The 23,791-nt window shown below is 65.0% G+C and carries 28 protein-coding genes and 3 tRNA genes; 9 read left to right on the forward strand and 22 right to left on the reverse strand.

What is annotated here, in order from left to right; genetic code table 11:
- Positions 1–128: 128 nt before the first annotated feature.
- Entirely contained in the window at positions 129–1,418 is a 1,290-nt protein-coding gene (locus tag PCK14_RS17895) for an adenylosuccinate synthase (RefSeq protein ID WP_269939880.1), read from the reverse strand.
- A gap of 369 nt (positions 1,419–1,787) precedes the next feature.
- Between PCK14_RS17895 and PCK14_RS17900 the strand changes: the two genes are divergently transcribed.
- The gene (locus PCK14_RS17900; RefSeq protein ID WP_269939881.1) at positions 1,788–3,437 is read left to right on the forward strand and encodes a DHA2 family efflux MFS transporter permease subunit; all 1,650 of its coding nucleotides are present in this window, start codon (positions 1,788–1,790) and stop codon (positions 3,435–3,437) included.
- A 27-nt stretch (positions 3,438–3,464) separates the two neighbouring features.
- On the opposite strand, the gene PCK14_RS17905 is transcribed toward PCK14_RS17900, so the two are convergent.
- The 4 genes from PCK14_RS17905 to PCK14_RS17920 all read right to left on the reverse strand — a co-directional run bounded on the left by PCK14_RS17905 (position 3,465) and on the right by PCK14_RS17920 (position 6,259).
- On the reverse strand, positions 3,465–3,800 hold the full coding sequence (locus PCK14_RS17905; RefSeq protein ID WP_269939882.1) for a hypothetical protein: 336 nt from the start codon (positions 3,798–3,800) through the stop codon (positions 3,465–3,467).
- Between the two features lie 82 nt (positions 3,801–3,882).
- Positions 3,883–4,365 (reverse strand): DUF3151 domain-containing protein, encoded by a 483-nt coding sequence (locus PCK14_RS17910; RefSeq protein WP_269939883.1) that lies wholly within the window; start codon positions 4,363–4,365, stop codon positions 3,883–3,885.
- Position 4,366: 1 nt separating this feature from the next.
- Positions 4,367–5,389: a class II fructose-bisphosphate aldolase gene (fbaA, locus tag PCK14_RS17915; RefSeq protein ID WP_269939884.1), complete on the reverse strand. Its 1,023-nt coding sequence runs from the start codon at positions 5,387–5,389 to the stop codon at positions 4,367–4,369.
- A gap of 201 nt (positions 5,390–5,590) precedes the next feature.
- A complete protein-coding gene (locus tag PCK14_RS17920; protein WP_269939885.1) occupies positions 5,591–6,259 on the reverse strand; it encodes a TrmH family RNA methyltransferase in 669 nt (222 codons plus the stop codon).
- A 93-nt stretch (positions 6,260–6,352) separates the two neighbouring features.
- On the opposite strand from PCK14_RS17920, the gene PCK14_RS17925 reads away from it, so the two are divergent.
- Entirely contained in the window at positions 6,353–7,147 is a 795-nt protein-coding gene (locus tag PCK14_RS17925) for an HAD-IIA family hydrolase (protein ID WP_269939886.1), read from the forward strand.
- A gap of 16 nt (positions 7,148–7,163) precedes the next feature.
- Entirely contained in the window at positions 7,164–7,685 is a 522-nt protein-coding gene (locus tag PCK14_RS17930; RefSeq protein WP_269939887.1) for a GNAT family N-acetyltransferase, read from the forward strand.
- Positions 7,686–7,707: 22 nt separating this feature from the next.
- Here PCK14_RS17930 and PCK14_RS17935 read toward each other — a convergent pair whose 3' ends face one another.
- Entirely contained in the window at positions 7,708–8,334 is a 627-nt protein-coding gene (locus PCK14_RS17935; RefSeq protein ID WP_269939888.1) for a thymidine kinase, read from the reverse strand.
- A 137-nt stretch (positions 8,335–8,471) separates the two neighbouring features.
- Here PCK14_RS17935 and PCK14_RS17940 point away from each other — a divergent pair, with 137 nt between their 5' ends.
- Positions 8,472–8,720, forward strand: a complete 249-nt coding sequence (locus PCK14_RS17940; RefSeq protein ID WP_269939889.1) for an SCO4226 family nickel-binding protein — start codon at positions 8,472–8,474, stop codon at positions 8,718–8,720.
- A 47-nt stretch (positions 8,721–8,767) separates the two neighbouring features.
- Here the strand turns inward: PCK14_RS17940 and pyrE are convergent, their stop codons facing one another.
- On the reverse strand, positions 8,768–9,334 hold the full coding sequence (gene pyrE, locus PCK14_RS17945) for an orotate phosphoribosyltransferase (protein ID WP_269939890.1): 567 nt from the start codon (positions 9,332–9,334) through the stop codon (positions 8,768–8,770).
- 115 nt (positions 9,335–9,449) lie between these two features.
- Between pyrE and nadE the strand changes: the two genes are divergently transcribed.
- The 3 genes from nadE to PCK14_RS17960 all read left to right on the forward strand — a co-directional run bounded on the left by nadE (position 9,450) and on the right by PCK14_RS17960 (position 12,136).
- Positions 9,450–10,271, forward strand: coding sequence for an ammonia-dependent NAD(+) synthetase (gene nadE / locus PCK14_RS17950; protein ID WP_269939891.1), 822 nt, complete (start codon positions 9,450–9,452; stop codon positions 10,269–10,271).
- A gap of 215 nt (positions 10,272–10,486) precedes the next feature.
- On the forward strand, positions 10,487–11,290 hold the full coding sequence (locus PCK14_RS17955; protein ID WP_269939892.1) for an exodeoxyribonuclease III: 804 nt from the start codon (positions 10,487–10,489) through the stop codon (positions 11,288–11,290).
- A 3-nt stretch (positions 11,291–11,293) separates the two neighbouring features.
- Positions 11,294–12,136 (forward strand): hypothetical protein, encoded by an 843-nt coding sequence (locus tag PCK14_RS17960; protein ID WP_269939893.1) that lies wholly within the window; start codon positions 11,294–11,296, stop codon positions 12,134–12,136.
- A 9-nt stretch (positions 12,137–12,145) separates the two neighbouring features.
- Here the strand turns inward: PCK14_RS17960 and PCK14_RS17965 are convergent, their stop codons facing one another.
- The 14 genes from PCK14_RS17965 to PCK14_RS18030 all read right to left on the reverse strand — a co-directional run bounded on the left by PCK14_RS17965 (position 12,146) and on the right by PCK14_RS18030 (position 20,448).
- On the reverse strand, positions 12,146–13,156 hold the full coding sequence (locus tag PCK14_RS17965; protein ID WP_269939894.1) for a LacI family DNA-binding transcriptional regulator: 1,011 nt from the start codon (positions 13,154–13,156) through the stop codon (positions 12,146–12,148).
- Positions 13,157–13,198: 42 nt separating this feature from the next.
- On the reverse strand, positions 13,199–13,456 hold the full coding sequence (locus PCK14_RS17970) for a hypothetical protein (protein WP_269939895.1): 258 nt from the start codon (positions 13,454–13,456) through the stop codon (positions 13,199–13,201).
- 3 nt (positions 13,457–13,459) lie between these two features.
- Positions 13,460–14,350, reverse strand: coding sequence for a carbohydrate ABC transporter permease (locus tag PCK14_RS17975; RefSeq protein WP_269939896.1), 891 nt, complete (start codon positions 14,348–14,350; stop codon positions 13,460–13,462).
- A complete protein-coding gene (locus PCK14_RS17980; protein WP_269939897.1) occupies positions 14,347–15,378 on the reverse strand; it encodes a carbohydrate ABC transporter permease in 1,032 nt (343 codons plus the stop codon). The genes PCK14_RS17975 and PCK14_RS17980 overlap by 4 nt, the downstream gene beginning before the upstream one ends.
- Before the next feature lie 123 nt (positions 15,379–15,501).
- Complete coding sequence (locus PCK14_RS17985; RefSeq protein WP_269939898.1) at positions 15,502–16,785, reverse strand: ABC transporter substrate-binding protein; 1,284 nt, start codon at positions 16,783–16,785, stop codon at positions 15,502–15,504.
- A gap of 338 nt (positions 16,786–17,123) precedes the next feature.
- Positions 17,124–17,453 (reverse strand): hypothetical protein, encoded by a 330-nt coding sequence (locus PCK14_RS17990; protein ID WP_269939899.1) that lies wholly within the window; start codon positions 17,451–17,453, stop codon positions 17,124–17,126.
- A 69-nt stretch (positions 17,454–17,522) separates the two neighbouring features.
- Positions 17,523–18,143, reverse strand: coding sequence for a hypothetical protein (locus PCK14_RS17995; RefSeq protein ID WP_269939900.1), 621 nt, complete (start codon positions 18,141–18,143; stop codon positions 17,523–17,525).
- Positions 18,140–18,715, reverse strand: a complete 576-nt coding sequence (locus PCK14_RS18000; RefSeq protein WP_269939901.1) for a DUF6286 domain-containing protein — start codon at positions 18,713–18,715, stop codon at positions 18,140–18,142. Before PCK14_RS18000 ends, PCK14_RS17995 begins: the two co-directional genes overlap by 4 nt.
- Positions 18,712–19,119 carry a hypothetical protein gene (locus PCK14_RS18005; protein WP_269939902.1) on the reverse strand — a complete coding sequence of 136 codons (408 nt, stop codon included), beginning with the start codon at positions 19,117–19,119 and terminating at the stop codon, positions 18,712–18,714. The genes PCK14_RS18000 and PCK14_RS18005 overlap by 4 nt, the downstream gene beginning before the upstream one ends.
- A complete protein-coding gene (locus PCK14_RS18010) occupies positions 19,116–19,307 on the reverse strand; it encodes a hypothetical protein (RefSeq protein ID WP_269939903.1) in 192 nt (63 codons plus the stop codon). Before PCK14_RS18010 ends, PCK14_RS18005 begins: the two co-directional genes overlap by 4 nt.
- On the reverse strand, positions 19,304–19,843 hold the full coding sequence (locus PCK14_RS18015) for an Asp23/Gls24 family envelope stress response protein (protein ID WP_442864759.1): 540 nt from the start codon (positions 19,841–19,843) through the stop codon (positions 19,304–19,306). Before PCK14_RS18015 ends, PCK14_RS18010 begins: the two co-directional genes overlap by 4 nt.
- 226 nt (positions 19,844–20,069) lie before the next feature.
- Positions 20,070–20,145 (reverse strand) — tRNA-Phe (locus PCK14_RS18020).
- A gap of 57 nt (positions 20,146–20,202) precedes the next feature.
- Positions 20,203–20,276: transfer RNA gene (locus PCK14_RS18025), tRNA-Asp, on the reverse strand.
- 99 nt (positions 20,277–20,375) lie between these two features.
- Positions 20,376–20,448 (reverse strand) — tRNA-Glu (locus tag PCK14_RS18030).
- Positions 20,449–20,589: 141 nt separating this feature from the next.
- Between PCK14_RS18030 and PCK14_RS18035 the strand changes: the two genes are divergently transcribed.
- Both PCK14_RS18035 and PCK14_RS18040 read left to right on the forward strand, forming a co-directional pair.
- Entirely contained in the window at positions 20,590–20,997 is a 408-nt protein-coding gene (locus PCK14_RS18035; RefSeq protein ID WP_269939904.1) for a metallopeptidase family protein, read from the forward strand.
- Positions 20,998–21,148: 151 nt separating this feature from the next.
- Complete coding sequence (locus PCK14_RS18040) at positions 21,149–22,573, forward strand: C40 family peptidase (protein ID WP_269939905.1); 1,425 nt, start codon at positions 21,149–21,151, stop codon at positions 22,571–22,573.
- A gap of 81 nt (positions 22,574–22,654) precedes the next feature.
- Here PCK14_RS18040 and PCK14_RS18045 read toward each other — a convergent pair whose 3' ends face one another.
- Positions 22,655–23,656 (reverse strand): universal stress protein, encoded by a 1,002-nt coding sequence (locus PCK14_RS18045; protein ID WP_269939906.1) that lies wholly within the window; start codon positions 23,654–23,656, stop codon positions 22,655–22,657.
- Between the last annotated feature and the right edge of the window lie 135 nt (positions 23,657–23,791).

The following is a 23,791-nucleotide window of genomic DNA, read 5'->3' on the forward strand; positions in this document are numbered from 1 at the left end:
AGGTGAGTCTGGCATTAGCGTGGGACATGGGAACCTCCGGACCGTGAAGGATTAGACAACTCCACTAAGCCCGGAGGCTCCCCCTTTTTTCAAGACCCGAGCGTCACCAACCTCATGGCCAAGTACAACTAGTCGTTGATCAGGTCGTAGCGCACGATTGTCTGGTCGCGGGCAGGGCCAACGCCGATGGCGGAGAGCCTGGTGCCGGACATGCCCTCGAGAGCCAGCACGTAGTTGCGCGCGTTCTCCGGCAGGTCCTCCAGGGTGCGGGCCGTGGTGATGTCCTCGGTCCAGCCCGGGAAGTACTCGAAGATGGGCTTCGCGTGGTGGAAATCGGTCTGCGTCATGGGCATTTCGTCATGGCGCACCCCGTCAACGTCGTAGGCAACGCAGACCGGGATGGACTCGATGCCGGTGAGGACATCAAGCTTGGTGACGAAGTAGTCCGTGAAGCCGTTGACGCGCGAGGCGTGGCGGGCCAGGACGGCGTCGTACCAGCCGCAGCGGCGGGGGCGGCCGGTGTTGACACCGAATTCGCCGCCGGTCTTCTGCAGGTAGATGCCCATCTCGTCGAAGAGTTCCGTGGGGAACGGGCCGGCGCCAACACGCGTGGTGTAGGCCTTGATGATGCCCACGGAACGGGTGATGCGGGTGGGGCCGATGCCCGAGCCAACCGAGGCGCCGCCTGCTGTGGGGTTCGAGGAGGTCACGAACGGGTAGGTGCCGTGGTCAACGTCCAGGAACGTGGCCTGGCCGCCTTCCATGAGCACCACTTCGCCGCGGTCCAGGGCCTCGTTCAGCACGAACGTTGCGTCAATGACCATGGGGCGCACGCGCTCGGCAAAGCTGAGGAAGTACTCAACGACTTCCTCAACCTCCACGTCGCGGCGGTTGTACACCTTCACGAGAAGCTGGTTCTTCTGCTTGAGCGATCCTTCCACCTTCTGGCGCAGGATGGACTCGTCGAAGAGGTCCTGGACGCGGATGCCCAGGCGGGCCACCTTGTCCATGTAGGCCGGGCCAATGCCGCGGCCCGTGGTGCCGATGGCACGGCTGCCCAGGAAGCGCTCCGTGACCTTGTCCAGCACCTGGTGGTACGGGGCCACCAGGTGGGCGTTGGCGGAAATGCGCAGCTTGGATGTGTCCGCGCCGCGGGCCTGCAGGCCCTCGATTTCCTCGAACAATGCCTCCAGGTTCACCACGCAGCCGTTGCCGATGATGGGTGTTGCGTTGGGGCTCAGAATGCCGGCAGGAAGGAGCTTGAGCTCATACTTCTCACCGCCTACAACTACTGTGTGCCCGGCGTTGTTGCCGCCGTTGGGCTTCACTACATAGTCGACCAAACCACCCAAAAGATCTGTGGCCTTGCCTTTTCCTTCGTCACCCCACTGGGCGCCGACGATTACGATTGCTGGCATGGGACCCTCCCCCTTGCTCATAAGTTGAGCCGGGCGCTGCGGATTCCGGCAGAGGTTCCGCCGTACAGCGTCCGGGCACGAAAATGCCCCTTGGAAACCACCGCCCAGCCCTGCAATTGCTGCGGGCCGGCGAATGGACAAGGGGGTCTTACCCACTAAGTTTACCGGAAGTGCCCACCACGGCGCACATTGGCCACACTGTGTGGACACTCCCGCACGCCATTCCCGCCGCCGAGACGGCAGATAACGACGCATTGAAAATTCAAAGCGTCATGATCTGCAGGGTCGGTGCAGGGGATTTGGACGAGGGCGTGGGGATCATCCGGATGGTTGATTCCAATTGGTTTGTAGCAGGCATAGTGTGAAGTCATGCAGCTAACGAACAGTGCCAGGGCAGCTGGACCGTCCCGCAACAAGTGGGCGGGGCTGGGCGTCCTGGCGGCGGGCCTGTCCATGATCGTCATCGACGGCACCATTGTGGGTGTATCCCTGCCCACGATCATTGAGGACCTCCACCTGGACCTCAACGAAGCCCAGTGGGTCAACAGCCTCTACTCGGTGGTCCTGGCCGCACTGCTGCTGACCAGTGGTCGCCTGGGTGACAGGCTGGGGCGCAGAAAACTGTTCATTGCCGGCGTCGTGCTGTTCATGGCGGGCAGCATCTTCGCGGCCCTGTCGCACGATGCCAGCGGACTGATTCTCAGCCGTGTCCTGCAGGGTGTTGGCGGTGCGGCGGTGCTTCCGGCAACGCTCTCAAGCGTCAACTCCACCTTCTTCGGCAAGGACCGGACCACGGCGTTTGCCATCTGGGGCGCCGTCATCTCCGGCATGGCTGCCATCGGGCCGCTGCTGGGCGGCTGGCTGACTTCCTCCTTTGCCTGGCAGTGGATCTTCATTGTGAACATCCCCCTTGGCTTGGCGGTGCTGGTGGGCGCCGTGCTCTTTGTGCCTGAAACCCGGTCCCCGCATCACGCCGCCGGCCTGGACGTGCCGGGCCTGCTGCTCAGTGCATCCGGCTTTGGCTTGTTTGTTTTTGCCCTGATCGAGGGACCCACCCTCGGCTGGTGGCAGCCCAAGGGCGAACTGGTGCTGGGGCCCATCACCTGGCCGGCCGACGCGGCCATCTCCGCTGTCCCGCTCACACTGGGCGCCGGCATCGTGCTGCTTCTGGGCTTTGTGCTGTGGGAGCGGCGGCGTGCGCGCATTGGCCGCTCCGCGATCTTGGACCTGTCGCTGTTCAAGGTCCGCACTTTTTCCTGGGGCAATGCGGTGGCCGCCACGGTGGCCATCGGCGAGTTTGGCCTTCTGCTGGTCCTGCCCCTTTACCTCATCAACGTCCTGGGCCTGGGCACGCTCTACGCCGGATTTGTGCTGGCCGCCATGGCCCTGGGAGCGTTCTTCTCCGGAGCCTCGGCCAGGCACCTGGCAGCCCGGATGGGCCCGCCAAAGGTCGTCATCTCGGGACTCGCACTGGAAGCCGCCGGCGTGCTGGCACTTGGCCTGTTCATCACTTCCAACACCTCGATCTGGCTCATTGCCGCGCTCCTGGTGGTCTACGGGCTGGGCCTGGGCCTCGCCTCGGCGCAGCTGACCGGCACGGTCCTGGCCGATATTCCCACCGCCGTGTCCGGGCAGGGTTCAGCCACTCAAAGTACGGTCCGGCAACTGGGCGCCGCCCTGGGTTCGGCCATCATGGGCAGCGTGCTGGCGCACTTCGCGGTCACGCGGGCCACTGAGCTGCTGGGGAATGTTCCGGGAATTTCGACAACCCAGGCCGGCACCCTGGCCGGCCAATTGCGCGATACGGCCGGCGGCGTGGTTCCCCAACTGGAGCAACTGGGAACCACCGGCCCATTGGGCGACGCCGGGCCCGCCGTTGCCAGCGCCCTCTCCGACGGTTTTGCCCAGGCCATCAGCGCCTCGGTGCTCGCCGCGGCCGTGTTCTTGTTCATTGGCCTGGTGGGCTCGTTCGTCGTGGCTGCCGCGTCCAGCAAGGTCCACGCCGGCGCTGAAGGCTAGGCCCGGCGTACGCCAGGTGTCAGGGCGTCAGGCGTCGTGGGCAGCCAAAGCGGCTTCGGCCAGTTGCGGCCACATCCCGGAGGACGCCAGCGGCACAACAACCCAGTCCTTGAACGGCCGGCCCATGCCCGACGGGTCAAAGAGCGCCGCCCCGGGCAGGGCGAGCGCCGCGGCATGCCCGGGAGTGTCGCGGCCCAGCTTGAAGGCCACACCGTCCCCGTGCAGGCAGCCCAGCGCCTTGCTTCCCACCATGAGCGAGGTGGCGCCAAACATCTTGCCCACGCTCACCCCGGCTTGGGCAACGTCGGCGGCAAGCGCCTCAAAAGCGGCCGTGGCGGACGGCGACGGGATCAATTTCTCCATCTGCACATCATGCCGGACGGTGGCCCTGCCGTCGAGCCCCGGATGTCCCGCGGCCAGGCACAAAAAAGGACGGCGTTTGCGCTTAAGGCGGGTGGTGTAACACCAGCCTTAAGCGCAAACGCCGTGCCCTTAGGAAAAGCTCCAGGGCGGCTTCGATCGCGGCGGTTGCCAACGGGTCGGAGTCGTTCAGGAACGTAGCGATCCGCTGTGCCTCATCAACCTCGGCAATGGAGCGTGCCGCGCGGCCCAGGGCGTACAGCGCACGCAGGAAACCGCGGTTCCCCTCATGCGAGTACGGGACCGGGCCCGTTCCGCGCCAGCCATTGCGGCGAAGTGCGTCCAGGCCGCGGTGGTAGCCCGTGCGGGCGTAGGCGTAGGACTCGATGGTCCGGCCTTCCGCGTAGGCTTCATCGGCCAAGATCGCCCACAGGAGCGAGGACGTCGGATGCACGGCGGCGAGGTCAACGGCCTCGTCCCCGGCAGCCAGGCGTGCCAGCACGTCCTCCTCGGCCGGGAGCAGCGTGGGCTCCGGGCCGAGGAGGTTCCGGCGGAATTCGTCGCTCATGTTACTTGAACGTCTTGCCTGCGGAGCCGAGCTGCGCGGCAGCTTCAACAACGCGTGCTGCCAGGCCCTTTTCGGCCGAGGCGCCCCAGACGCGGGGATCGTAGGTCTTCTTGTTGCCGACTTCGCCGTCAACCTTCAGGACTCCGTTGTAGTTGGTGAACATGTGGTCCACCACGGGGCGGGTGTACGCGTACTGCGTGTCCGTGTCGATGTTCATCTTGATGACACCGTAGGCAACGGCGTCGGCAATTTCCTGGTCGGAGGAGCCGGAGCCGCCGTGGAAGACCAGGTCGAACGGGCTGGCCTTGCCAACCTTGGCGCCAACGGCTGCCTGGATTTCCTTCAGGATCTCCGGGCGCAGCTTGACGTTGCCGGCCTTGTAGACGCCATGCACGTTGCCGAAGGTCAGGGCCGTGATGTAGCGGCCGTTCTCGCCGGAACCCAGTGCTTCAACAGTGGCCAGGCCGTCTTCAATGGTGGAGTACAGCTTGTCGTTGATGGCGTTCTCCACGCCGTCTTCCTCGCCGCCAACAGCACCAATCTCAACCTCAAGGATCATCTTGGCAGCGTGGGTGCGGGCCAGCAGTTCACGGCCAATGCGCAGGTTTTCTTCGAGGGTCTCGGCGGAACCGTCCCACATGTGCGAGTTGAAGATGGGGTCGCGGCCGGCGGCTACTTCACGCTCGGAAGCTTCCAGCAGGGGCAACACAAAGCCATCCAGCTTGTCCTTGGGGCAGTGGTCCGTGTGCAGGGCCACGTTGATGGGGTAGTTCTTGGCAACTTCACGTGCGAATGCTGCGAAGCCCAGGGAACCGGCAACCATGTCCTTGACGCTGGCGCCTGACCAGTAGGCTGCGCCACCGGTGGAAACCTGGATGATGCCGTCGGTGCCGGCGTCGGCGAAGCCCTGAAGGGTTGCATTGAGCGTCTGGGATGACGTCACGTTGACCGCCGGGTAGGCGAAGCCGCCAGCCTTGGCGCGGTCGATCATTTCGGCATACTTGTCCGGTGTTGCAATGGGCATTGAGAGCTCCTATGGGCTGAACGGTACTAAGAGGCTGGCAACAGGCCGGCCTCCCGCATGGCTCTCCCCATCTTAGCGATTGCGCTCACAGTGTCGAAGAAGATGAAGCCACAGCCCGGATTCTGGACCTTTTCCAAGCACGACGCCGGCCCTGGCCACCGCTTTTCGGCGCACCTTCCGCCTCTCCCTGAGCGTGCGTCACTACCCGACGGTTTGGTTGAACACGTGCCGTCGGATCCAGGCGTGCATGGCGATGCCCGCGGCCGATGCGGCGTTGATGGAGCGGGTGGAGCCGAACTGTTCAATGGACAGCGTGGTTTCCGCGGCCGCGTGGACCTCGTCGCTGAGCCCGGGGCCTTCCTGGCCAAACACAAACACACAGTTGCGGGGCAGCTCGTACGTTTCCAGCTGCTCGGAGTCGGGGAAGATGTCGATGCCGATGATCGCCAGGCCCTCGCCGCGCGCCCAGGCCACAAACTCCTCAACCGTTGCGTGGTGGCGGACGTGCTGGTAGCGGTCGGTGACCATGGCGCCGCGCTTGTTCCACCGCCGTCGTCCGATGATGTGGACCTCCTTGGCCAGGAAGGCGTTGGCGGTGCGCACCACGGTGCCAATGTTCATGTCGTGCTGCCAGTTTTCAATGGCAACGTGGAAGTCGTGGCGGCGCGTGTCCAGCTCGGCCACAATGGCTTCCATGGTCCAGTAGCGGTATTCGTCCAGGACGTTGCGGCGGTCGCCGTTGGCCAGCAGTTCGGGGTCCCAGTGGTTGCCCTCGGGCAGCTCGCCCTCCCACGGCCCGACGCCCACCTCGTGGTGGAGTTCCGGGTGTTCGGGGGCCTCTGCTGCGGGGTTTTCCTGGGTTTTGCTCACCGCTCAACTTTACGCATATGGCCCACGCAACGGCGCATCGGGCGGTTCTCTGCAAGACTGGAGCCCAAGACCCTGCAACGCCAAGGAGAATCCATGACCCTGCAAGCCGCACGCCAACCCGCAGACATTGAATGCTGGCTCACCGACATGGACGGCGTCCTTGTCCATGAAAACAAGGCCGTGCCCGGGGCCGCCGAGCTGATCCAGCGCTGGGTGGACACGTCCAAGCGCTTCCTGGTCCTGACCAACAACTCAATCTTCACGCCCCGCGACCTGGCGGCCCGGCTGAAGGCCTCCGGCCTTGAGGTGCCGGAGGAGAACCTGTGGACCTCGGCCCTGGCAACGGCCCAGTTCCTGAAGTCCCAGATGCCCAACGGGCGCGCCTTTGTCATTGGCGAGGCAGGATTGACCACGGCGCTGCACGAGGCCGGCTTCATCCTCACCGACCAGAACCCGGACTACGTGGTGCTGGGCGAGACCCGCAGCTACTCCTTCGAGGCCATCACCCAGGCCATCCGCCTCATTGGCGACGGCGCGCGGTTCATCTGCACCAACCCGGACGCCACCGGACCCTCCCGCGAGGGCCCGCTGCCCGCAACAGGCGCCGTTGCGGCCCTGATCACCAAGGCCACGGGGCGCGAGCCCTACATTGTGGGCAAGCCCAATCCCATGATGTTCCGTTCGGCCATGAACCGGATCGAGGCCCACTCGGAGACCACGGCCATGATCGGCGACCGCATGGACACCGACATCATCGCCGGCATGGAGGCCGGGCTTCACACGGTCCTGGTGTTCAGCGGCATCACCCAGCCGCAAGACATTGACGCCTACCCGTTCCGGCCCAACCAGGCCCTGAACTCGGTGGCGGACCTGCTCGAGCACCTGTAGCGCCGGCGGCCAGTCCATGGGAACCACAACGCGGCTGCTCGAGCTCTCGGACGTCGGGGAACTGACTGAACTCCTCGCGGCAAACCGTCAATTCCTGGCGCCGTGGGATCCCGTGCGCGGGGATGAGTTCTTCACCGAAGCCAAGCAGCTTGAGATCGCCCGAACAGTGCTCGGAGCCCACTCCGACGGAACCATGGTTCCGCTGGTCATCGTCAACAGCTCAGGCGGCATTGCCGGGCGGCTGAACATCAACGGCATTGTCCGCGGCGCCCTGGAATCGGCGGTGCTTGGCTACTGGGTTGCCGAGGGGCAGAACGGCGCTGGCCTGGCCAGCGCCGCGGTGGCCGACGCCGTGGAGCTCGCCTCAGGAACTCTTGGCCTGCACCGCCTGCAGGCCGAGACCCTGGTCCACAACGGACCCTCGCAAAGGGTGTTAGAGAAGAACGGCTTCACCCGCTACGGCCTTGCGCCCGAGTACTTGAAGATTGCCGGGCGCTGGCAGGACCACGTCATGTTCCAGCGGATCCTGGCGGCCTGACAGACAGGCGGGACCGGGCCGCTCAGGAGCCGAGCCGGCCCCCTGATGCCTCCAGGTAGCAGTTGCCGCAGAGCGACTCGTACCAGACGTCGGCACCCTCGATGGCGACCTGGTCGCCGTCGAACGTGATCTCGCTGCCCACGCGCCGCGTGTTGAACATGGCCTTGCGGCCGCAGCGGCAGATGGTCTTCAGTTCCTCCAGGGAGTGCGAGATTTCCATCAACCGGGCGGCGCCGGGGAAGGCGCGGGTGCGGAAGTCGGTGCGCAGGCCATACGCCAGGACGGGCACGCCGTCCAGGACAGCGATCCGGAACAGCCCGTCCACCTGCTCGGGGTCCAGGAACTGGGCCTCGTCCACGAGCAGGCAGGCCACGGGTGCCATGTCCACGTGCTCCAGCAGGGCGTCGGGGTCATCGCCCAAGGCCTGCCGGGCGAAAAGTTCGCGGACGTCTGAGCCCGGGGGGATGACAAAGTCCACTTCGCGGCTCACACCGAGCCGGGAAACGATGGAATTCTCGCCCTTGGTGTCCACGCCGGGCTTGGCCAGGAGCACCCGCTGGCCGCGTTCCTCGTAGTTGAACGCAGCCTGCAGCAGTCCTGTGGACTTGCCCGAGTTCATGGCGCCATGGCGGAAGTAAAGCTTGGCCAAAACGGTCCTTTCATGTTGTCCGGGCCCTGCGCACAAGTTACGCGCCCGTACTGCTGTTGCTGCCGAAATCTCGAACCTATAGTTGAACCGCCGCCCGCAAACCCTGCGGGCCAGTTCAAGACCTAAGGAAGTGCGCCATGCCTGAGTTCATGGACGTCCACAACCACATGAAGGGCATTTCGGCCGAGGACCTGCGGGCCGCCCACGAGGCCGACCTGCAGGCCCAAGGCGAGGAAAACGTGGTGTTCAAGAACGCCTGGGCCGACCCTGAGACCGGCAAGGTTTTCTGCCTGTCGGAGGCCCCGTCGGCCGAGGCCGTGCTGCGCGTCCATGAACGCACGGGCCACGCCGCCGACGAGATCCACGCCATCACGCTCGCGGTCTAGCCGGAGCCGTGGTGGGCCCACGCGTCGGAGCGGGCCCGCCGAAATGCTTACTCCAGGCCGAGTTCGTCCTTGCCGAAGATGAACAGGTACGGGACGTTGGCCTCGGCCTCGATGCGCTCCTTGGCGCCGGTGTCGCGGTCAACGATCACGGCCACGGCCTGGATGTTGCCGCCTGCCTTGAGCACGCCCTCGACGGCGGTCAGGGCCGAGCCGCCCGTGGTGGAGGTGTCTTCCAGGACAACCACCTTGCGGCCGTCAACGCCCGGGCCTTCCACCTGGCGGCCCATGCCGTAGGACTTCTGTGCCTTGCGGACCACGAAGGCATCGATGGCGCGGCCGGCATCGCCTGCTGCATGCATCAGGGCCGTTCCGACGGGGTCTGCACCCATGGTCAGGCCGCCGGCGGTCTCAAACTCAATGCCGGCGTCGTCCAGCATGGCCAGCATGACGCGGCCGGCGAGGCGGGAGGCCTCGTGGTGGAGCGTAATGCGGCGCAGGTCGATGTAGTAGTCGGCCTCCTTGCCGGAGGAGAGAGTCACCTTGCCGCGGACAACGGCGAGTTCCTTGACGAGTTCGAGCAGGCGGGCGCGGTCAGCGGCGAGAGTCTGGGTCATGGCATCCATTCTAATGGCGCACCCGGACACCCCATGCCGTGGCCGCCAGCGTGTATGGCCCCTCGGAGATTACGGCTTCGCTCGTCGGGGGCCCCTCGGACGCTACGCTTGGCTCATGCGCGAACTACAGGCTCAGATCATTGCAGAACTCGGCGTCCAGCCCAGGATCGACCCGGCCGCGGAGGTTGCCCGCCGCGTCCAGTTCCTGAAGGACTACCTCAAGGCCACCGGCACCAAGGGATTTGTGCTGGGCATCAGCGGCGGGCTCGACTCAAGCCTGGCGGGCCGGCTGGCGCAGCTGGCCGTTCAGGAGCTGGCGGCCGAAGGGGTCGAGGCCAACTTCATTGCCGTCCGGCTGCCCTACGGCGTCCAGCACGACGAGGCCGACGCCCAGAAGGCCCTCGAGTTCATTTCCGCCAAGACGGAGTGGACGTTCAACATCGCCCCGGCCGTTGACGGCTTCGAGGCCGAGTTCGCCAAGACCGCCACGGAAAGCGTCAGCGACTTCAACAAGGGCAACATCAAGGCCCGCAGCCGCATGATCGCCCAGTACGCCCTGGCCGGCCATGACAACCTGCTGGTCATCGGCACCGACCATGCCGCCGAGTCCGTGACAGGTTTCTTTACGAAGTTTGGCGACGGCGGGGCCGACATCCTTCCGCTGTTCACCCTGAACAAGCGCCAGAACCGCGAACTCCTCAAGCACCTGGGCGCCCCGGAACAGCTCTGGGCCAAGGTGCCCACAGCCGATCTCCTGGACGGCGTCCCCGGCCGCACCGACGAGGACGAGCTCGGCATCAGCTACGACAACATTGACGACTACCTCGAGGGCAAAGCCATCCCCGAGACGGCCGCGGCATCCATTGAGCGCCGCTACCTGCAAAGCCGCCACAAGCGCACCACGCCCGTGACCCTGCTCGACAACTGGTGGCGCTGACTTCCCCACAGTCAGGCCGCACGACGGCGGGCCGTCACCTTCAGGGGACAGGTGCGGGAGCGTTCGGGAAAAGGCAGCATCAGCAGATGCAGCGTTGCCGAAAAATGGCCATTAAGTGATGCCGCGTCGGGGAGGGGCGGGCAGTTTCGGGGAACCTGGCAGTTCGCGTGCCGCCCGGGGCACCCCGGGGCGCCAGAACTTGATAGCTTGGTTACGTGAAGATTGCTACCTGGAATGTGAACTCGCTGCGTGCCCGTGCCGACCGTGTGGAGGACTGGCTGCGCCGCACCGACGCCGACGTTCTGGCCATCCAGGAAACCAAGTGCAAGGACGAGAACTTCCCCTGGGAGCTCTTTGAAAACAACGGCTACGAGGTGGCCCACTTTGGCCTGAGCCAGTGGAACGGCGTTGCCATTGCCTCCCGCGTGGGCCTTGAGGACGTGGAACGCACGTTTTCCGGCCAGCCCGCCTTCGGCAAGGGCGGCAAGGACCCTGTCCAGGAGGCCCGCGCCATCGCCGCCACGTGCAACGGCGTGCGCATCTGGAGCCTGTACGTGCCCAACGGACGCGCGCTTGATGACGAGCACATGCCCTACAAATTGCAGTGGCTGGACGAGCTGAAGAACCAGGCCACCGGCTGGCTCGCGGAAGATCCGCAGGCACAGATTGCCCTCATGGGCGACTGGAACATCGCCCCGCAGGACGATGACGTGTGGGACATCGATTTCTTCATTGAGCAGGGTCTCACCCACGTCAGCGCACCCGAGCGGGCAGCGTTCTCGGCGTTTGAGACCGCCGGATTTGCCGACGTCGTCCGTCCCTTGCACCCGGGCCCCGGCGTTTACACCTACTGGGACTACACCCAGCTGCGCTTCCCCAAGAAGGAAGGCATGCGCATTGACTTTGTGCTGGCATCGCCCGCACTGGCCGCTCGTGTCACCGGCGCCTCGATCGACCGCGAGGAACGCAAGGGCAAGGGCGCCTCCGACCACGCCCCTGTCATCGTGGAACTGGACTGAGCCATGGCTTCCGGGCTGTATTTGGGCGGGGTGCAACTCCCCTTTGTCTCCAGCCTGCGCATCTACCTGCCCCGCGAGGCCTACACGGACACCGAGTTCAGCTACCTGGAACGGCGGATGGAACCCGGGCAGAACGCCGTGAGCGTTGACGCCTCCGAACTGGCCGATTCCCTGGGCAGGGTGGGACGGCCGCGCCCCAATCCGCTGCCGTTGTTGGCCGGGGACCGGGTGCGGGTGCTCCAAATGGATGCCGACGAACCTCTTTTGTACGCCCCCAACCAAGTGGTGGCGCGGTCCATAGCCGGAGCCGCCGAGCTGCTCTCCGGCCTCATGGAACCGCTGGCAACCCTGATTCTTCCCGCGGAACGCTGGGCCGAGGACCTGGAACGTGCCACAACCGCACCCCAGCTGGACCTGCCGTTGCAGACCCGCACGTCCACGTGGGGCGTCCCCTTTAGCTGGTTCACCCTGGTCTATGCCAACGACCGCATGGAGGTGGTGGAATCCGGCGGCCGCATCCTCACCGTGCGCATCCAGGTCCCGCTCTCCGTTGCCGTGGGCAGGGCCGAGCGGACGCTGCTGATGCTTGCCCGCATGGCACCGGACCTTGACTTGTTCACCGAGCTCGAAGACCTGGGCCGCTGGTTGTCCGGCTTCGACGGTGATGGCGTCGTGGAGCTTGACTACGGCCCCGTGGCCAACAGGGTCCACCCCGACGACTCCCCCGCCGACGTCCACATGGGCTTGGCCTGCCTGGCCGAAGGGGACTTCACGGGCGCGGCCGCGGCCTACCGCAGGCTGGCCAACCGCTGGATGCCCATCAGGCAGCTCGCCCGGGCCAGCTGAGGCTGGCCGTCACAGCAGGGGCGCGGTGCTGTTGCGCAGGATGAGCTCAAAGGGCATGACCCGTTCCTGGACCGCACCGGGCGTCCCGGCCAGCTCGGCCAGCACCATGCTGGCCGCCGCCCGGCCGTGCTCCAGTGGTTGCTGTGCAACCGTGGAGAGGCCGGCCGGGGCGGAAAAATCGTGGTCGTCAATGCCGATGATGGACAAGTCCCGGGGAATCTGGATGCCCCGGCGCTGTGCCTCAAACATGGCCCCCAGCGCCATCTCGTCCGAGCTGCAAAAAAGAGCTGTGGGCTTCTCGCCAGGCAGATCAAAAATGCTGGCGGCGGCCCGCACACCGTCGGCCACGGTGAAGTCGCCGGACACCATCCATTCGGGCCGCAGCTCCAGCCCGGCACGCCCCATGACATTTTCAAAGGACACCGTGCGCAAGGCCGGGACCCTGAAGTTGCGTTCGTCCTCCACCCCGCCGTGCAGGTAGCCGATCCGGGTGTGGCCCAGCCCGATCAGGTGCTCCGTGGCAGTCGCTGCCGCAGCCATGTCGTCGATGTACACGCCGGTGCAGCCGTCCACGGGGCCACCCACCGACATCAGCGGGATTTCTGTGCGCTGCAACTGGAGCAGCTCCTCGTCCGAGAGGCCCAGTGAGAAGACCAGCAGGGCGTCAATGTGCTTTCGCACCATGCTTTCGGTGAAGCTGCGCTTGCGCCCGTGCAGGTATCCGCCCAGGCTGAACAGCAGCAGGTTGTAGCCGTGTTCGCGCAGCACCTGGTCCACGCCCTCGATGGCGTGCCCAAAATACCAGCGGTCCACATAGGGCACCAGGACACCCACCGTCTTGGTGCGCCCGGTGGCCAGCCTGCTTGCCGAGGGTGAGGGGACGTAGCCCATTTCCTGGGCCACTGCCAGCACCCGGGCACGGGTGGCGGGGTTGACCTTGGGCAGTCCCCGCAATGCCCGTGACACTGTGGCCGTGGAAACCTCCGCGCGTGCTGCCACGTCGTCAATGCTGACCTTCACGCCTGCCCCTTTCGCGGTTTCCCCGGCCCCAGTCCGCTTGCTTTAGTTTTGTCGCCTGCCCCGCCTGGCAGGGAGCCTGCGGCGCAGCCGGACCATGCCCCACAGGCCCGCGCAAACCAGCAACAATCCTAGCGCCCACATGAGTGCCGGCTGTCCCGTGACCTCCATCCAGACCGTCACGCCAAACAGGACCACAGCCCAGAAACCGAGGAAGCCGATGATGATGTCAAAGTCCTCGGCACTCTTTTGCCTGCTGGTGGGGATGTGCAGTCCGTTGGACTCGTTGTCCTTGTGCGCCATGGCCTACTTCACCGCCCCGGCTGTCAGCCCGGCCACGATCTTGCGCTGGAAGATCAACACCAGGATCACCAGTGGAATGGTGACCACCGTGCCTGCTGCCATGACTGCCGTGTACGGTTCCTGGTGTGGTTGGGAGCCGGCAAAATTGGCGATGGCAACAGTAACTGTTTGCGTGTCCTTGTTGGAGAGAATGCTTGCAATCAAGTACTCGTTCCAGGATGCGATGAAGGCAAGGATTGCTGTGGTGAATACCGCCGGAGCGGCCAGCGGCATGATGATCCGCCGGAACGCCTGCCCCTGGGTGCACCCGTCAATGCGGGCCGCCTCCTCCAGTTCCCACGGCATTTCCCGGAAGAAGGACGTCAGGGTGTAGACCGTCAGCGGCAGCACAAATGAGATGTTGGGAATGATCAACGCCTGGTACGTGCCATTCCAGCCAACGTTGCCAAACAGCTGGAACAGCGGGGTCACAATTGCGACGCCTGGGAACATCGAAGCACCAAGAACCACGCCCAGCACCATAAACTTGCCGCGAAAGTTCAGCCGGGCCAGTGCGTATGCGGCGAAGACGCCGAACAGCAGGGCAACAATTGTGGTCACCCCGGAGATGAACAGGGAGTTCAGCAACGCCCTGTCAAGGTGGTTGCCCAGCTGGGAGGAAAACGCCGTGGCGAAGTTGTCCCAGGTGACGTGGGTGAAGAACGGGGTGGAATCAAAGGTGTAGCCAACATCGCGGAAGGCCGTGACAATCATCCAGTAGAAGGGCAGCAGGCACCAGATCACGATGACGGCAGCACTGATGTAGGTGCGGGTGCTTGACCAGTTCTCCCGGCGCCTGGCCACCGATTTAGCGGCTGCGGTGTGGGACTTCACGGTAGAGGTGGTGGTGCTCATTTGATTTTCCCCTTCGCTCCGCCGCTGGCGGATTCAACGGCGTTGGCTCCGAGGAACCGCACGAAGATGAACGCCACGATGAAGATGATCAGGAAGGTGATGGTGGACAGGGCCGCGGCGGAATTGAAGCCGACGCGAATCTGGTTCACCACCAGGATGGACAGTGTTGTGGTGCCGTTGGCGCCGCCGGTCATGATGGCCGGCAAATCGTACATGCGCAGGGCATCCAGGACACGGAACAAGATGGCCACCATGAGCGCCGGCTTGACCAGCGGAAGCGTGATGAGGCGGAATCGCTGCCAGGCGGATGCCCCGTCCACCTTGGCCGCCTCGTACACCTCGGCGGGGATCATCTGCAGACCGGCCAGGATGAGCAACGCCATGAAGGGCGTTGTCTTCCAAACATCGGCAATGATGATGGCCGCCTGGGCGGGACCTTGGCTGCCGGTCCACAGGATCTCCGTGTTGAACAAGGTGTTGGCGATGCCGTCAAAGGCGAAGATGAAGAACCAGAGCTTGGCGGTGACGGCCGTGGGGATGGCCCATGGGACCAGCACTGCGGCCCGCAGCACGCTGCGGCCGCGGAAGGTGCGGGCCATGATCACTGCCATCCAGAATCCCAGGAGGGTTTCAAAGAAGACTGTGACTGCCGTGAAGAAGAAGGTGACTCCTGTGGCGCTCCAGAACTGGGCACCCAGAGTTCCGGGCGGGCAGCTGGCCGCGCCAGCGGGGGTGTCGCACTGCTGGAACAGCCAGTGGATGTAGTTGGCAAAGCCGGCAAAACCCCCGGCCACAAAGCTGCCGGTCACGGGGTCCAGGCCCTCGTCCTGTTGGAAGGACATGTAAATGGCATTGAGTACTGGGTACAGAATCACTATGGCCAGCACAATCAGGGTGGGGGCAACCAGCAACGCTGCCGCACGGCCCTGCGTCTTTTCCTTGCGGTCCGCACCGACTTCCTTGTTCTCACCACCCTTGCGGGCTGTTTTTCGACCGGGCAGTGCACCCGGTTCAAGTTGTGTTGACATGCTGCTTTCCTTTCACCACGGCTCTGTGTGGCATCACGCTAGCGGTGATGCGAGGGCAGGCGCTGCGGCGTTCCCGGCGTGGTTATCCACTGCCGCGAACGCCGCACGCTCACTGTTGAGGCGCTACTTTGCCCCGGCAGCATTGATGGCCGCCTGCATGTCAGTCATGGCCTGGTCAACACTCTTGGTGCCGCTGATGGCAGCAAAGCTGTTTTGCTGGATGGCCAGCGTAACCGCCGGGTAGAAGGGTGTGACGGGACGCGGCACAGCGTTCTGGATGGAGGTCAGCAGAACGGGCAGGTAGGGCAGCTTCTCCACCAGGGCGGCGTCGGTGTAGAGGCTTTCCGTCACCGGAGCCAGGGATCCCTGTGTTGCATAGAACTTCTGGGTTTCTGCACTGGTCATGAAGGCCACAAAGTCCTTGGCCGTGGCCTTGTGCTTGGAATCAACACTGACGGCCAGGCTGTGCCCACCCAAAGAGGATGCGCCGGGGCCGGTCTTGCCGGGCAGCGGCGCAATGCCAAAGGTGTCCTTGACCTTGGAGGAGCCATCTGTCTTGGCCAGGTTGTACACGTACGGCCAATTGCGCAGGAACATCAGCTTCCCGTCCTGGAAGGAAGCCCGGCCCTGCTCTTCCTGGTACGTCACGGCCTGCTTGGGAATGTTGCCATCCTTGTAGGCCTGCACCAGGTTGTTCAACCCGGCCTTGGCGTCGGCGGTGTCAACAGTTGCCTTGCCATCCTTGTCCACGACGGTCCCGCCGGCGGTGTTGATGGCCTCGGCAACGTTCACTGTCAGGCCCTCGTACTGGGCCATCTGCCCGGCGTAGCAGTCGATGCCCTTTGCCTTGGCGATGGGGCACATTCCCATCATCTCGTCCCAGGTCTTGGGCGGGGTGGGAACCAGGTCCTTGCGGTAGTACAGGATGCCGCCGTCGGAGGTCTGCGGGGCTGCGTACAGGGTGTCCTTGTAGGTTGCGGCCGCCACGGTTGCCGGCAGGAACCCGGTGGTGTCAACGGCCATCTTGTCCTTCAGCGGCTGAAGCCAGCCCTTGGCTGCGAACTCTGCCGTCCACACCACGTCAACGCTGGCAACGTCGTAGTCGCCGTTCTTGGCCTGGAATCGCTGGACCAGGTCGTCGTGCTGCTGGTCGGCCTTGTCGGACTGCTCGTTGAAGGTGACCTTCTCGTCCGGGTGGGCCGCGTTCCATTTGTCCACCAGGGGCCGGATCACATCCGAGTTGTCCTTGCCCTGGACGTAGGTGATGGGCCCGCGGGAATCCAGGTTTTCAGAGGCAGCTCCGCCTCCACCTCCGCCACCGGTTCCGCCGCCACATGCAGTCAGCGCCAGCGCAAGCGTCGCGGCAGCTGCCATCGGCACGTACATCCTTGAAATCTTGATTCCCATGCTCGTACTCCTAGGGTGAAAATTTGATTTGCAGCGCACAGTTCAACGTGTCGCGGCGAGTGGTGTAGCTCACACTAATTAGTCAAAGTGCAATAGTGCAAGCGCTTACACCAATTTGTTACCCTTTTGTTTCAGGAGGATGGGCGGCGGTTTTTCAGGGCACTGCACGCACACAGGTGCGCAAATTCGGCTTAAACAAGGGACCGCGGGGTGTTTGGGGGTGTCTGTTATTTATTAACACCCAAACCCCCCGCCGCCTGTTGGGGCTTGAAATATTTTCAAGCCCCAACACCCCGCGGTCCTGGTGGTTCTTATGCCCGCTGCCAGCGGGTGCCCTGCTACTTGTCGTGCTTGAAGATTCCGGCGATCTTGGCGCCGAGGCCCTTGGCGTGCTCCACGGCGTCGCCGGCGAATTCCTTCACGTTCTCAACCGCGTCCTCGGCGAACTCTTTGATGTTCTCCGTGGCGTCACCGGCGAACTCCTTGATGTTCTCCGTTGCATCACCGGCGAAGTCCTTGGCCTTCTCGGCGGCATCGGCGGCCACATCCTTGGCCTTCTCGGCAGCGTCGGCTGCGAAGTCCTTGGCCTGTGCCAGTGCATCGGCACCGGCCTCGCCAGCCTGGCCTGCAGCTTCTTCGATCGGGTTTCCAGCGTTGTTTTCAGTCATGGTGCCCTCCGTGTTGCGTCGATGCGGTCCCCCAAGCAAATAGCACCCGAGGGTGTTGATGAAATGAGACTAGCGGACTCGTTCGGCTTTCGTGAACCGTGACCTGGCCGCCGTGCCAATGCTCAGCAGCACCGGCACTTCAAGGCCCAGCAGTTCATCCAGAGCCTCCACCAGTTCGGCGATCTCAGCGGCGATCTTGTGCGGGGCAACCCCCTGGCGGGGCAGGACCCGGACCTTGACGGCCGTCTGGCGCGCAAAGTCATAACTCGTCACAGAAACGCCGAGCAGGTCCGTCCGTTCCAGCAGGGCGCTTTTAAGCGCCTGCTCAGCCACGGCGCAGCTGATCCTGACCGCCCCGGCGGCGCCGTCGTCGTCCGCGTCCCCAGGACGGTCCAGCAGGGTGGCGGCACGTCCCTTGCCCTGATTGGCGATCCAGCTGATCATGGCAATGACCACCAGCAGCGAGAGGGCCGCCCCGGCTATCCAGATCCAGCTTTCATTGCCCAGCAGGAGCCGGGACCGGTTTTCGTAGTCCCGCAGCCAGTCGAGCTGTGCGCCCGCATAGCCCTGCCACCACTGGGCGGCGGATGGAACCGTGGCCAGCACCACCAGGCCTGCCCCGGCAGCCAGGAGCACCAGCCCCAGGAGGGCCAGCAGGAACCTGTTAAGTCCGCGCGGTGTGCCGTTCATACGCCAATCACCCCGCTGTCGGCCAGTTTCACAGTGACGGCCGGCGCCGGATCCAGGGCCATGTCAGCCAGCTCGGCCTCAACGGCCGCCTGGATGGCGGCTTCGGAGAGGCGGATTCCGGAGGTTGGCCGGATGTTCACCTGGACCAGGCGGGCCGAAACCACCACCATGACCTGCTCCCGGGTGACCCCGGCGGCCATCCGTGCGCACCGTGCCAGCGCCGAGGCAACCACCTCGTCGTCCACCACAATGGCCACACGCGGATCGGCAACCACATGCCGTGCCCGCCGCCCAGGCAGCAGCCCGTTGCCGAGGAAAATCAGGCCGAGGAGTGCAAGAACGACGCCGGCCGCCCCGAGTAGGAGCGGCGAATAAGGTCCGGGCAGCGCGGCAAGCCAGGCGCCCGCGTCCACCGGGTGGACCAGCCAGCTGGGCTGTCCCAGCGCCGCCAGCGTAAATTCGAGCATGCAGTAGATGGCAAGGGCGGCAACCGCAACGGCCACCACCACCGAGAGTGCCGAACGGGGTGAATGCGTCTCGCGGCGCAGGGCACGCTGCATGGGACCGGTCACTGAACCCTCCCCTCGGTGTTTGCCAGCAGCCCGGAAATGCGCACGTCGACGCGGCTCAGCTGCGAACCGGTGAGCCGCTCAACCTCGGACAGTATCTGCAGCTTTGCCGCCGTGGCACGGGCCAGGACGCTGCCGCCGCTGAGGGCAACGCGTGCCGGGTTGCGCCTGACATCCTGCAGGGACGGGGCACCCATGGCGGAGGCAACGGACAGGGCGAGTGAGCCGGCGTCGTCCGACCAGCTGATCCGGACCTGGGCGGGGGCAACGGCCAGCACCTGGGCCGCAGCCGCCTTGGCAACTGAGGTCAATGCCTGCGTGCTGATGCGGTTGTGCCCCGCATGGGCAGGGTTGCGGGCCGGGTCCAACCCCTGTGGGGCGGGATCGCCCGCGGGTGCGGCGCTCACGATGATGAGCGCCGTCCGGTCAGGGCGTCCAGCACGCCTCTCCAGTCGAGCTTGCCGCCGGCCGCGCGGCCCACGAACGCGCCAATGGCAATGAAGGCCGCCGAGACCACAAAGCCCCAGAAGCCAAAGGCAAAGGCCATGAACGCCAAAAAGGCGCCGAATGCTGCGCACACCACACTGAGATTCACGGCTTTTCCCCGGCTTCCGTTGAGTTGTTGAAAGAATCTTGGGCCGGCACACCGGCGTCGGCCGGCTTGTCCAGCGATGCCGGCCTTGCCGGCTGTGACAGCCGCTCGGACAGGCGCGGGCGCCCGGCAGGCTTCTCGGTGTCGGCCGCTGGGATGAACACGTCGGTGATTTCAATGTTCACCTCAATGACGCCGCGCCCCACGAGCTCCTCCACGGCCGCGTACACGCCGGCCCGGACGGTGTTGGCGAGCGTTTGCAGCGGGTAGCCGTACTCGGCCACGAGGACAATGTCCACGGCAACCTGGGATTCGCCCACCTCGACGCGCACGCCCTGCGTGAGATCGGTGGCGCCCACCACTTCACGGATTGCCCCGATGGAGCGCGAGGCTCCGGAACCGAGTGCGTGGACGCCCGGGACTCCGCGGACGGCGACGCCGACAACCTTGGCCACCGCCGTCTCGGCAATGACGGTCCTCCCCTGGGTGCCCTGCCCCGTGGCGTCCGTGCCCTGTGAAGCCTGGTTGTGCGAATCCATGAATGCGCCTTTCTGTTTGTCCTAACGGTAAGCCTATGCAGCACAAACTTGAGGGGCAACGCCGGTGGGGGCCAGAAAGCCGCCTGGCCGGCGCACGGATGGGACCTGGTTGCGGGCCCCGCCGCGGAAGGCGCGGGACAAAACGTGAGACGAAACACAGCCGCCAGGGGTGGCGGGAAAAGTTCCCGGGAAACGCAAAAGACCCCCAATTTCTTGGGGGTCTTGCTGGTGGCTCCGACCGGCGTCGATCCGGTGACCTTTCGATTTTCAGTCGAACGCTCTACCAACTGAGCTACAGAGCCTTGGTGATCTGAAAATCTCGTCACCAGATTCCCTTGCACTAGTCAAGAAAACCAAAGCGACCCTGACGGGACTCGAACCCGCGACCTCCGCCGTGACAGGGCGGCGCGCTAACCAACTGCGCTACAGGGCCATACTTGTACTTCTTTTTGCTTCATTCACCCTCTCGGGTGATTTTCACGAGTTATAGCTTAGCAGCTTTTTTCCGGCTGTTTTACCACTCACTCGCAAGTACCCCCAACGGGATTCGAACCCGTGCCGCCGCCGTGAAAGGGCGGTGTCCTAGGCCGCTAGACGATGGGGGCCTAAGTCAGCTTCAAGGCGTCCGCGTTGTTTCCAGCGCGTTGCTCCGAAGTGGACTCCAAAAACTATAGGGCCTATTTGCTCCATGCACAAATCGAGCATCCGCGGGCCTTTTCCGGCACGGCCGAACGTAGGCTTGTGGCATGCATGAAAACCCCCTCGCCGGCATCCCGTCCTTCGGTCCGTTCAGCATGGACGAGGCGGAATTTGACGACGCCGTGCAGGCGGCCATCGCCCGGATTCCGGCGGACATCAGGGCGGAAATGGACAATGTGGCCATCTTCATTGCCGACGACTACGTACCCTCGGCCGATGAGGATCCTGACACCGTGCTGCTTGGACTGTATGAGGGCACGCCGCTGACGGAGCGGGACTCCTGGTGGGGCACAGGTTCCCTGCCCGACCGGATCACCATCTTCCGCAACCCCATCCTCGAGATCTGCACGAGCCGCGAAGAGGTCATCCACGAGGTGGCCGTGACCGTGACCCATGAAATCGCCCACCACTTCGGCATCAGCGACGAGCGCCTGCATGATCTTGGCTGGGGCTAAATGACACCAATGTGATTCATGTTGCTGGTGTTTCCCTTGTTGCAAAAGGGATCTTGCAGGCCGTAGGGTCGGTTTCAGCTGTGCAATTGCGCGCCCACCCCCGCCCGGATGCGTGCGCCCCTCCCCCTGATTTCTGCAGTAAGGCAAATGGATGAGCAAGCGACTCCTGGTACGCGGCACAACGGCCCTGGCCTGCGCCGCCGTTGCCTCATCGGCCTTCATTGCCCCTGCCGCGGCAGCACCGCACTTTGGCACGACGGCGGCGCAACAGTTCTCGCTGCGGCCCTCCAGCCCCGCCATTCCCAGCCAGGAGGACATTGCCAAGGCCAAGGAATCGGAGGCGGCCACGGCTGCCACCTCGGCCGAGCTGGACGCCATCATTGCCTCCGCCAATGACAGGCTGCAGGCCGCGACCATGGCCTCCATGGGCGCCAACGATAACTACACGCAGGCCCTTGTGGAACTCGAGCAGCGCCAAGCCGAGGCCGGGACAAGCAAGGCAAAGGCGGCAGCGGCCGCCGCGGCGCAGAAGCAGGCCAAGGCCCAGCTGGGCCAACTGGCCGGCAGCCTGTACAAAAATGGCGGCCTCGACCTGAGCGTGCAGGGCCTGCTCACGAGCACCGATGCCGACAACGCGCTGTACCAGGCGTCAACGCTCATGGCCCTGGGCAACAACCGCGCACACACCTTTGACACGGCCGAATCGGCCGCCGCCACCTCGGCTGCCCTGGAAGCCCAGGCCACGGAGGCCAGCGGGGCCGCCACCGAGGCGGCCAAAACGGCCGAGGCCTCCCGTGCCCGGGCCCAGGCTGCAACCGACGCCCAGGCGGCGGTCGTGGCAGAAAACCAGGCCCAGCGCGGGGTCCTGCTGGACCGGCTGGCCGCCTTGCACAACACCACTGTGGCACTGGAAGGCGCCCGGGTTGAGGAACTGCAGCGCAAGGCCCAGGAGGAAGCCCTGAAACAGCAGCTTGAGGCCTCCAACAATGCCCCTGCGCCTGTTCGTCCGCCGGCCACGGGGACCACACCGCCCGTTCGTCCCGCTGATCCCGCCCCGGCGCCCCAGCCTCCAGCGCCCAAGCCCCCGGCACCCAAGCCGAGCAGCCCGGCACCGAAGCCGCCAGCCCCCACCACTCCCCCGCCGGTCAAGCCGCCCGTCACGACACCGCCGGTGCAGCCGCCGGTGACCCCGCCGCCGTCGGGCAACTACATCAACGTCATGGTCAACTACGCCATGTCCAAGGTGGGCGGCCCTTACCAGTGGGGCGGAACCGGGCCCGTGGCCTTTGACTGCTCCGGCCTTGTCCTGAAGGCGTTTGCCGCGGCGGGCGTTGCAGTGCCGCGGCAGGGCACCGACCAGTTCTGGGCGGCCCCGCAGCGCGTGCCGATCTCGCAGATGCGCTACGGCGACCTGCTGGTCTTCAACGACAACGGCAGGGGCCAGTTCACGCACATCGCCATCTACATCGGCAACAACCAGGTGGTGCAGGCGCTGAACCCGGAGCAGCCCATCCAGGTGACGCCGCTGTCGTGGATGTCCGGGATGCAGCTGTACCCGTACGCGGCCAGGTACTGACCTCTTTCTTAGGCTCCAACGAAAGGGCGCCTGCCTCCACGAATTCCGTGGAGACAGGCGCCCTTTGCGATGCGGCTGGAGTTAGACCTCCAGCAGCGGCCCAAACGCCGCGCGGTCGTTCTGGCGGGGGTCTTCCTTGTCGCGGACCACCATGATGGGCCCCTTGGCGTGGTGGCGCACCCCGTCGGTGGTGGAGCCGAGCATCATGCCCGCAAAGCCGCCGCGTCCGCGCGTGCCCATGACCAGCAATTCAGCGGTTTCCGTGGCCTTGACCAGGACCTCAACGGCGGCGCCTTCAACAAGCTGAACCTCAATGGGCAGCTTCGGGAAGTGGCTGCGCAGCCACCGCTCACCGGCGTCCAGCTGCTCCTGGATCTCCGCGAACAAGGCTTCGCGGTCCACGGGCGCGGGCATCCAGGCAAGTGATCCCGTGTAAGGCTGGACGGCGCAGATGATGCGCAGCGTGCAGCCGCTGCGCTCGGCCTGCTCGGCCGCAAGAAGCACGGCGTAGCGGGCCTGGTCGGATCCGTCCACGCCCACCACAACCACCTTTTCAATGGCCTTGGCGGGAGTTTCCCCTGGCGCGTCCGCGAAGCGCTTGGCGCAACTCAGCGGCACCGTCACGGTGGCGCATTTCGAGTGGGCCGGGAGCGCCGTGCTGACACTGCCCAGCAGGCGGCCAATGAAGCCGCCGCGCCCGCGGGAGCCGAAAACCAGCAGTTCGGCGGTTTCGCTCATGTCCAGCAGGACTCCTGCGGCGTCGCCGTTTTCGACGCGCGCGTCCATTTCCACGTCGAGGTGGGCCACCTTGGCCGCGGATTCGCGAAGGACCGCTTCGGCACCCTGGCGGATGACGTCGTCGTCCACGGTGGCGTAGCCGCCGTCAAGGCCCGAGGCGGCAAATATGGGAACGGTGTAGGCGGTGACCAGGTGTAGCGGGAGTTTGCGCAGCTTGGCTTCGCGGGCGGCCCAGACCAGGGCGCAGTTGCTCTGCTCGGAGCCGTCGATGCCAACCACAATGCCTGTGGGATCGGGCGCGGGGGCGGGTGTTGCGCCCTGCGTTTCTTCCTGTGGGGTGCTCATGGTGCGCCTCCTGGTTCTTGTGTGCCGGAGGGTGCGGCTGCGCCTTGGCGCCTCTCCATCGCGGCCTGTACTTGTGACTATTGCCGGTTCGGACACCCCCGTCAAGTTGCCCCGCAGCAGGAGCAAAAAAGTCAC

Origin of the sequence: Arthrobacter sp. HY1533, assembly GCF_027568515.1 — a bacterium.
Taxonomy (GTDB): Bacteria; Actinomycetota; Actinomycetes; order Actinomycetales; family Micrococcaceae; genus Specibacter.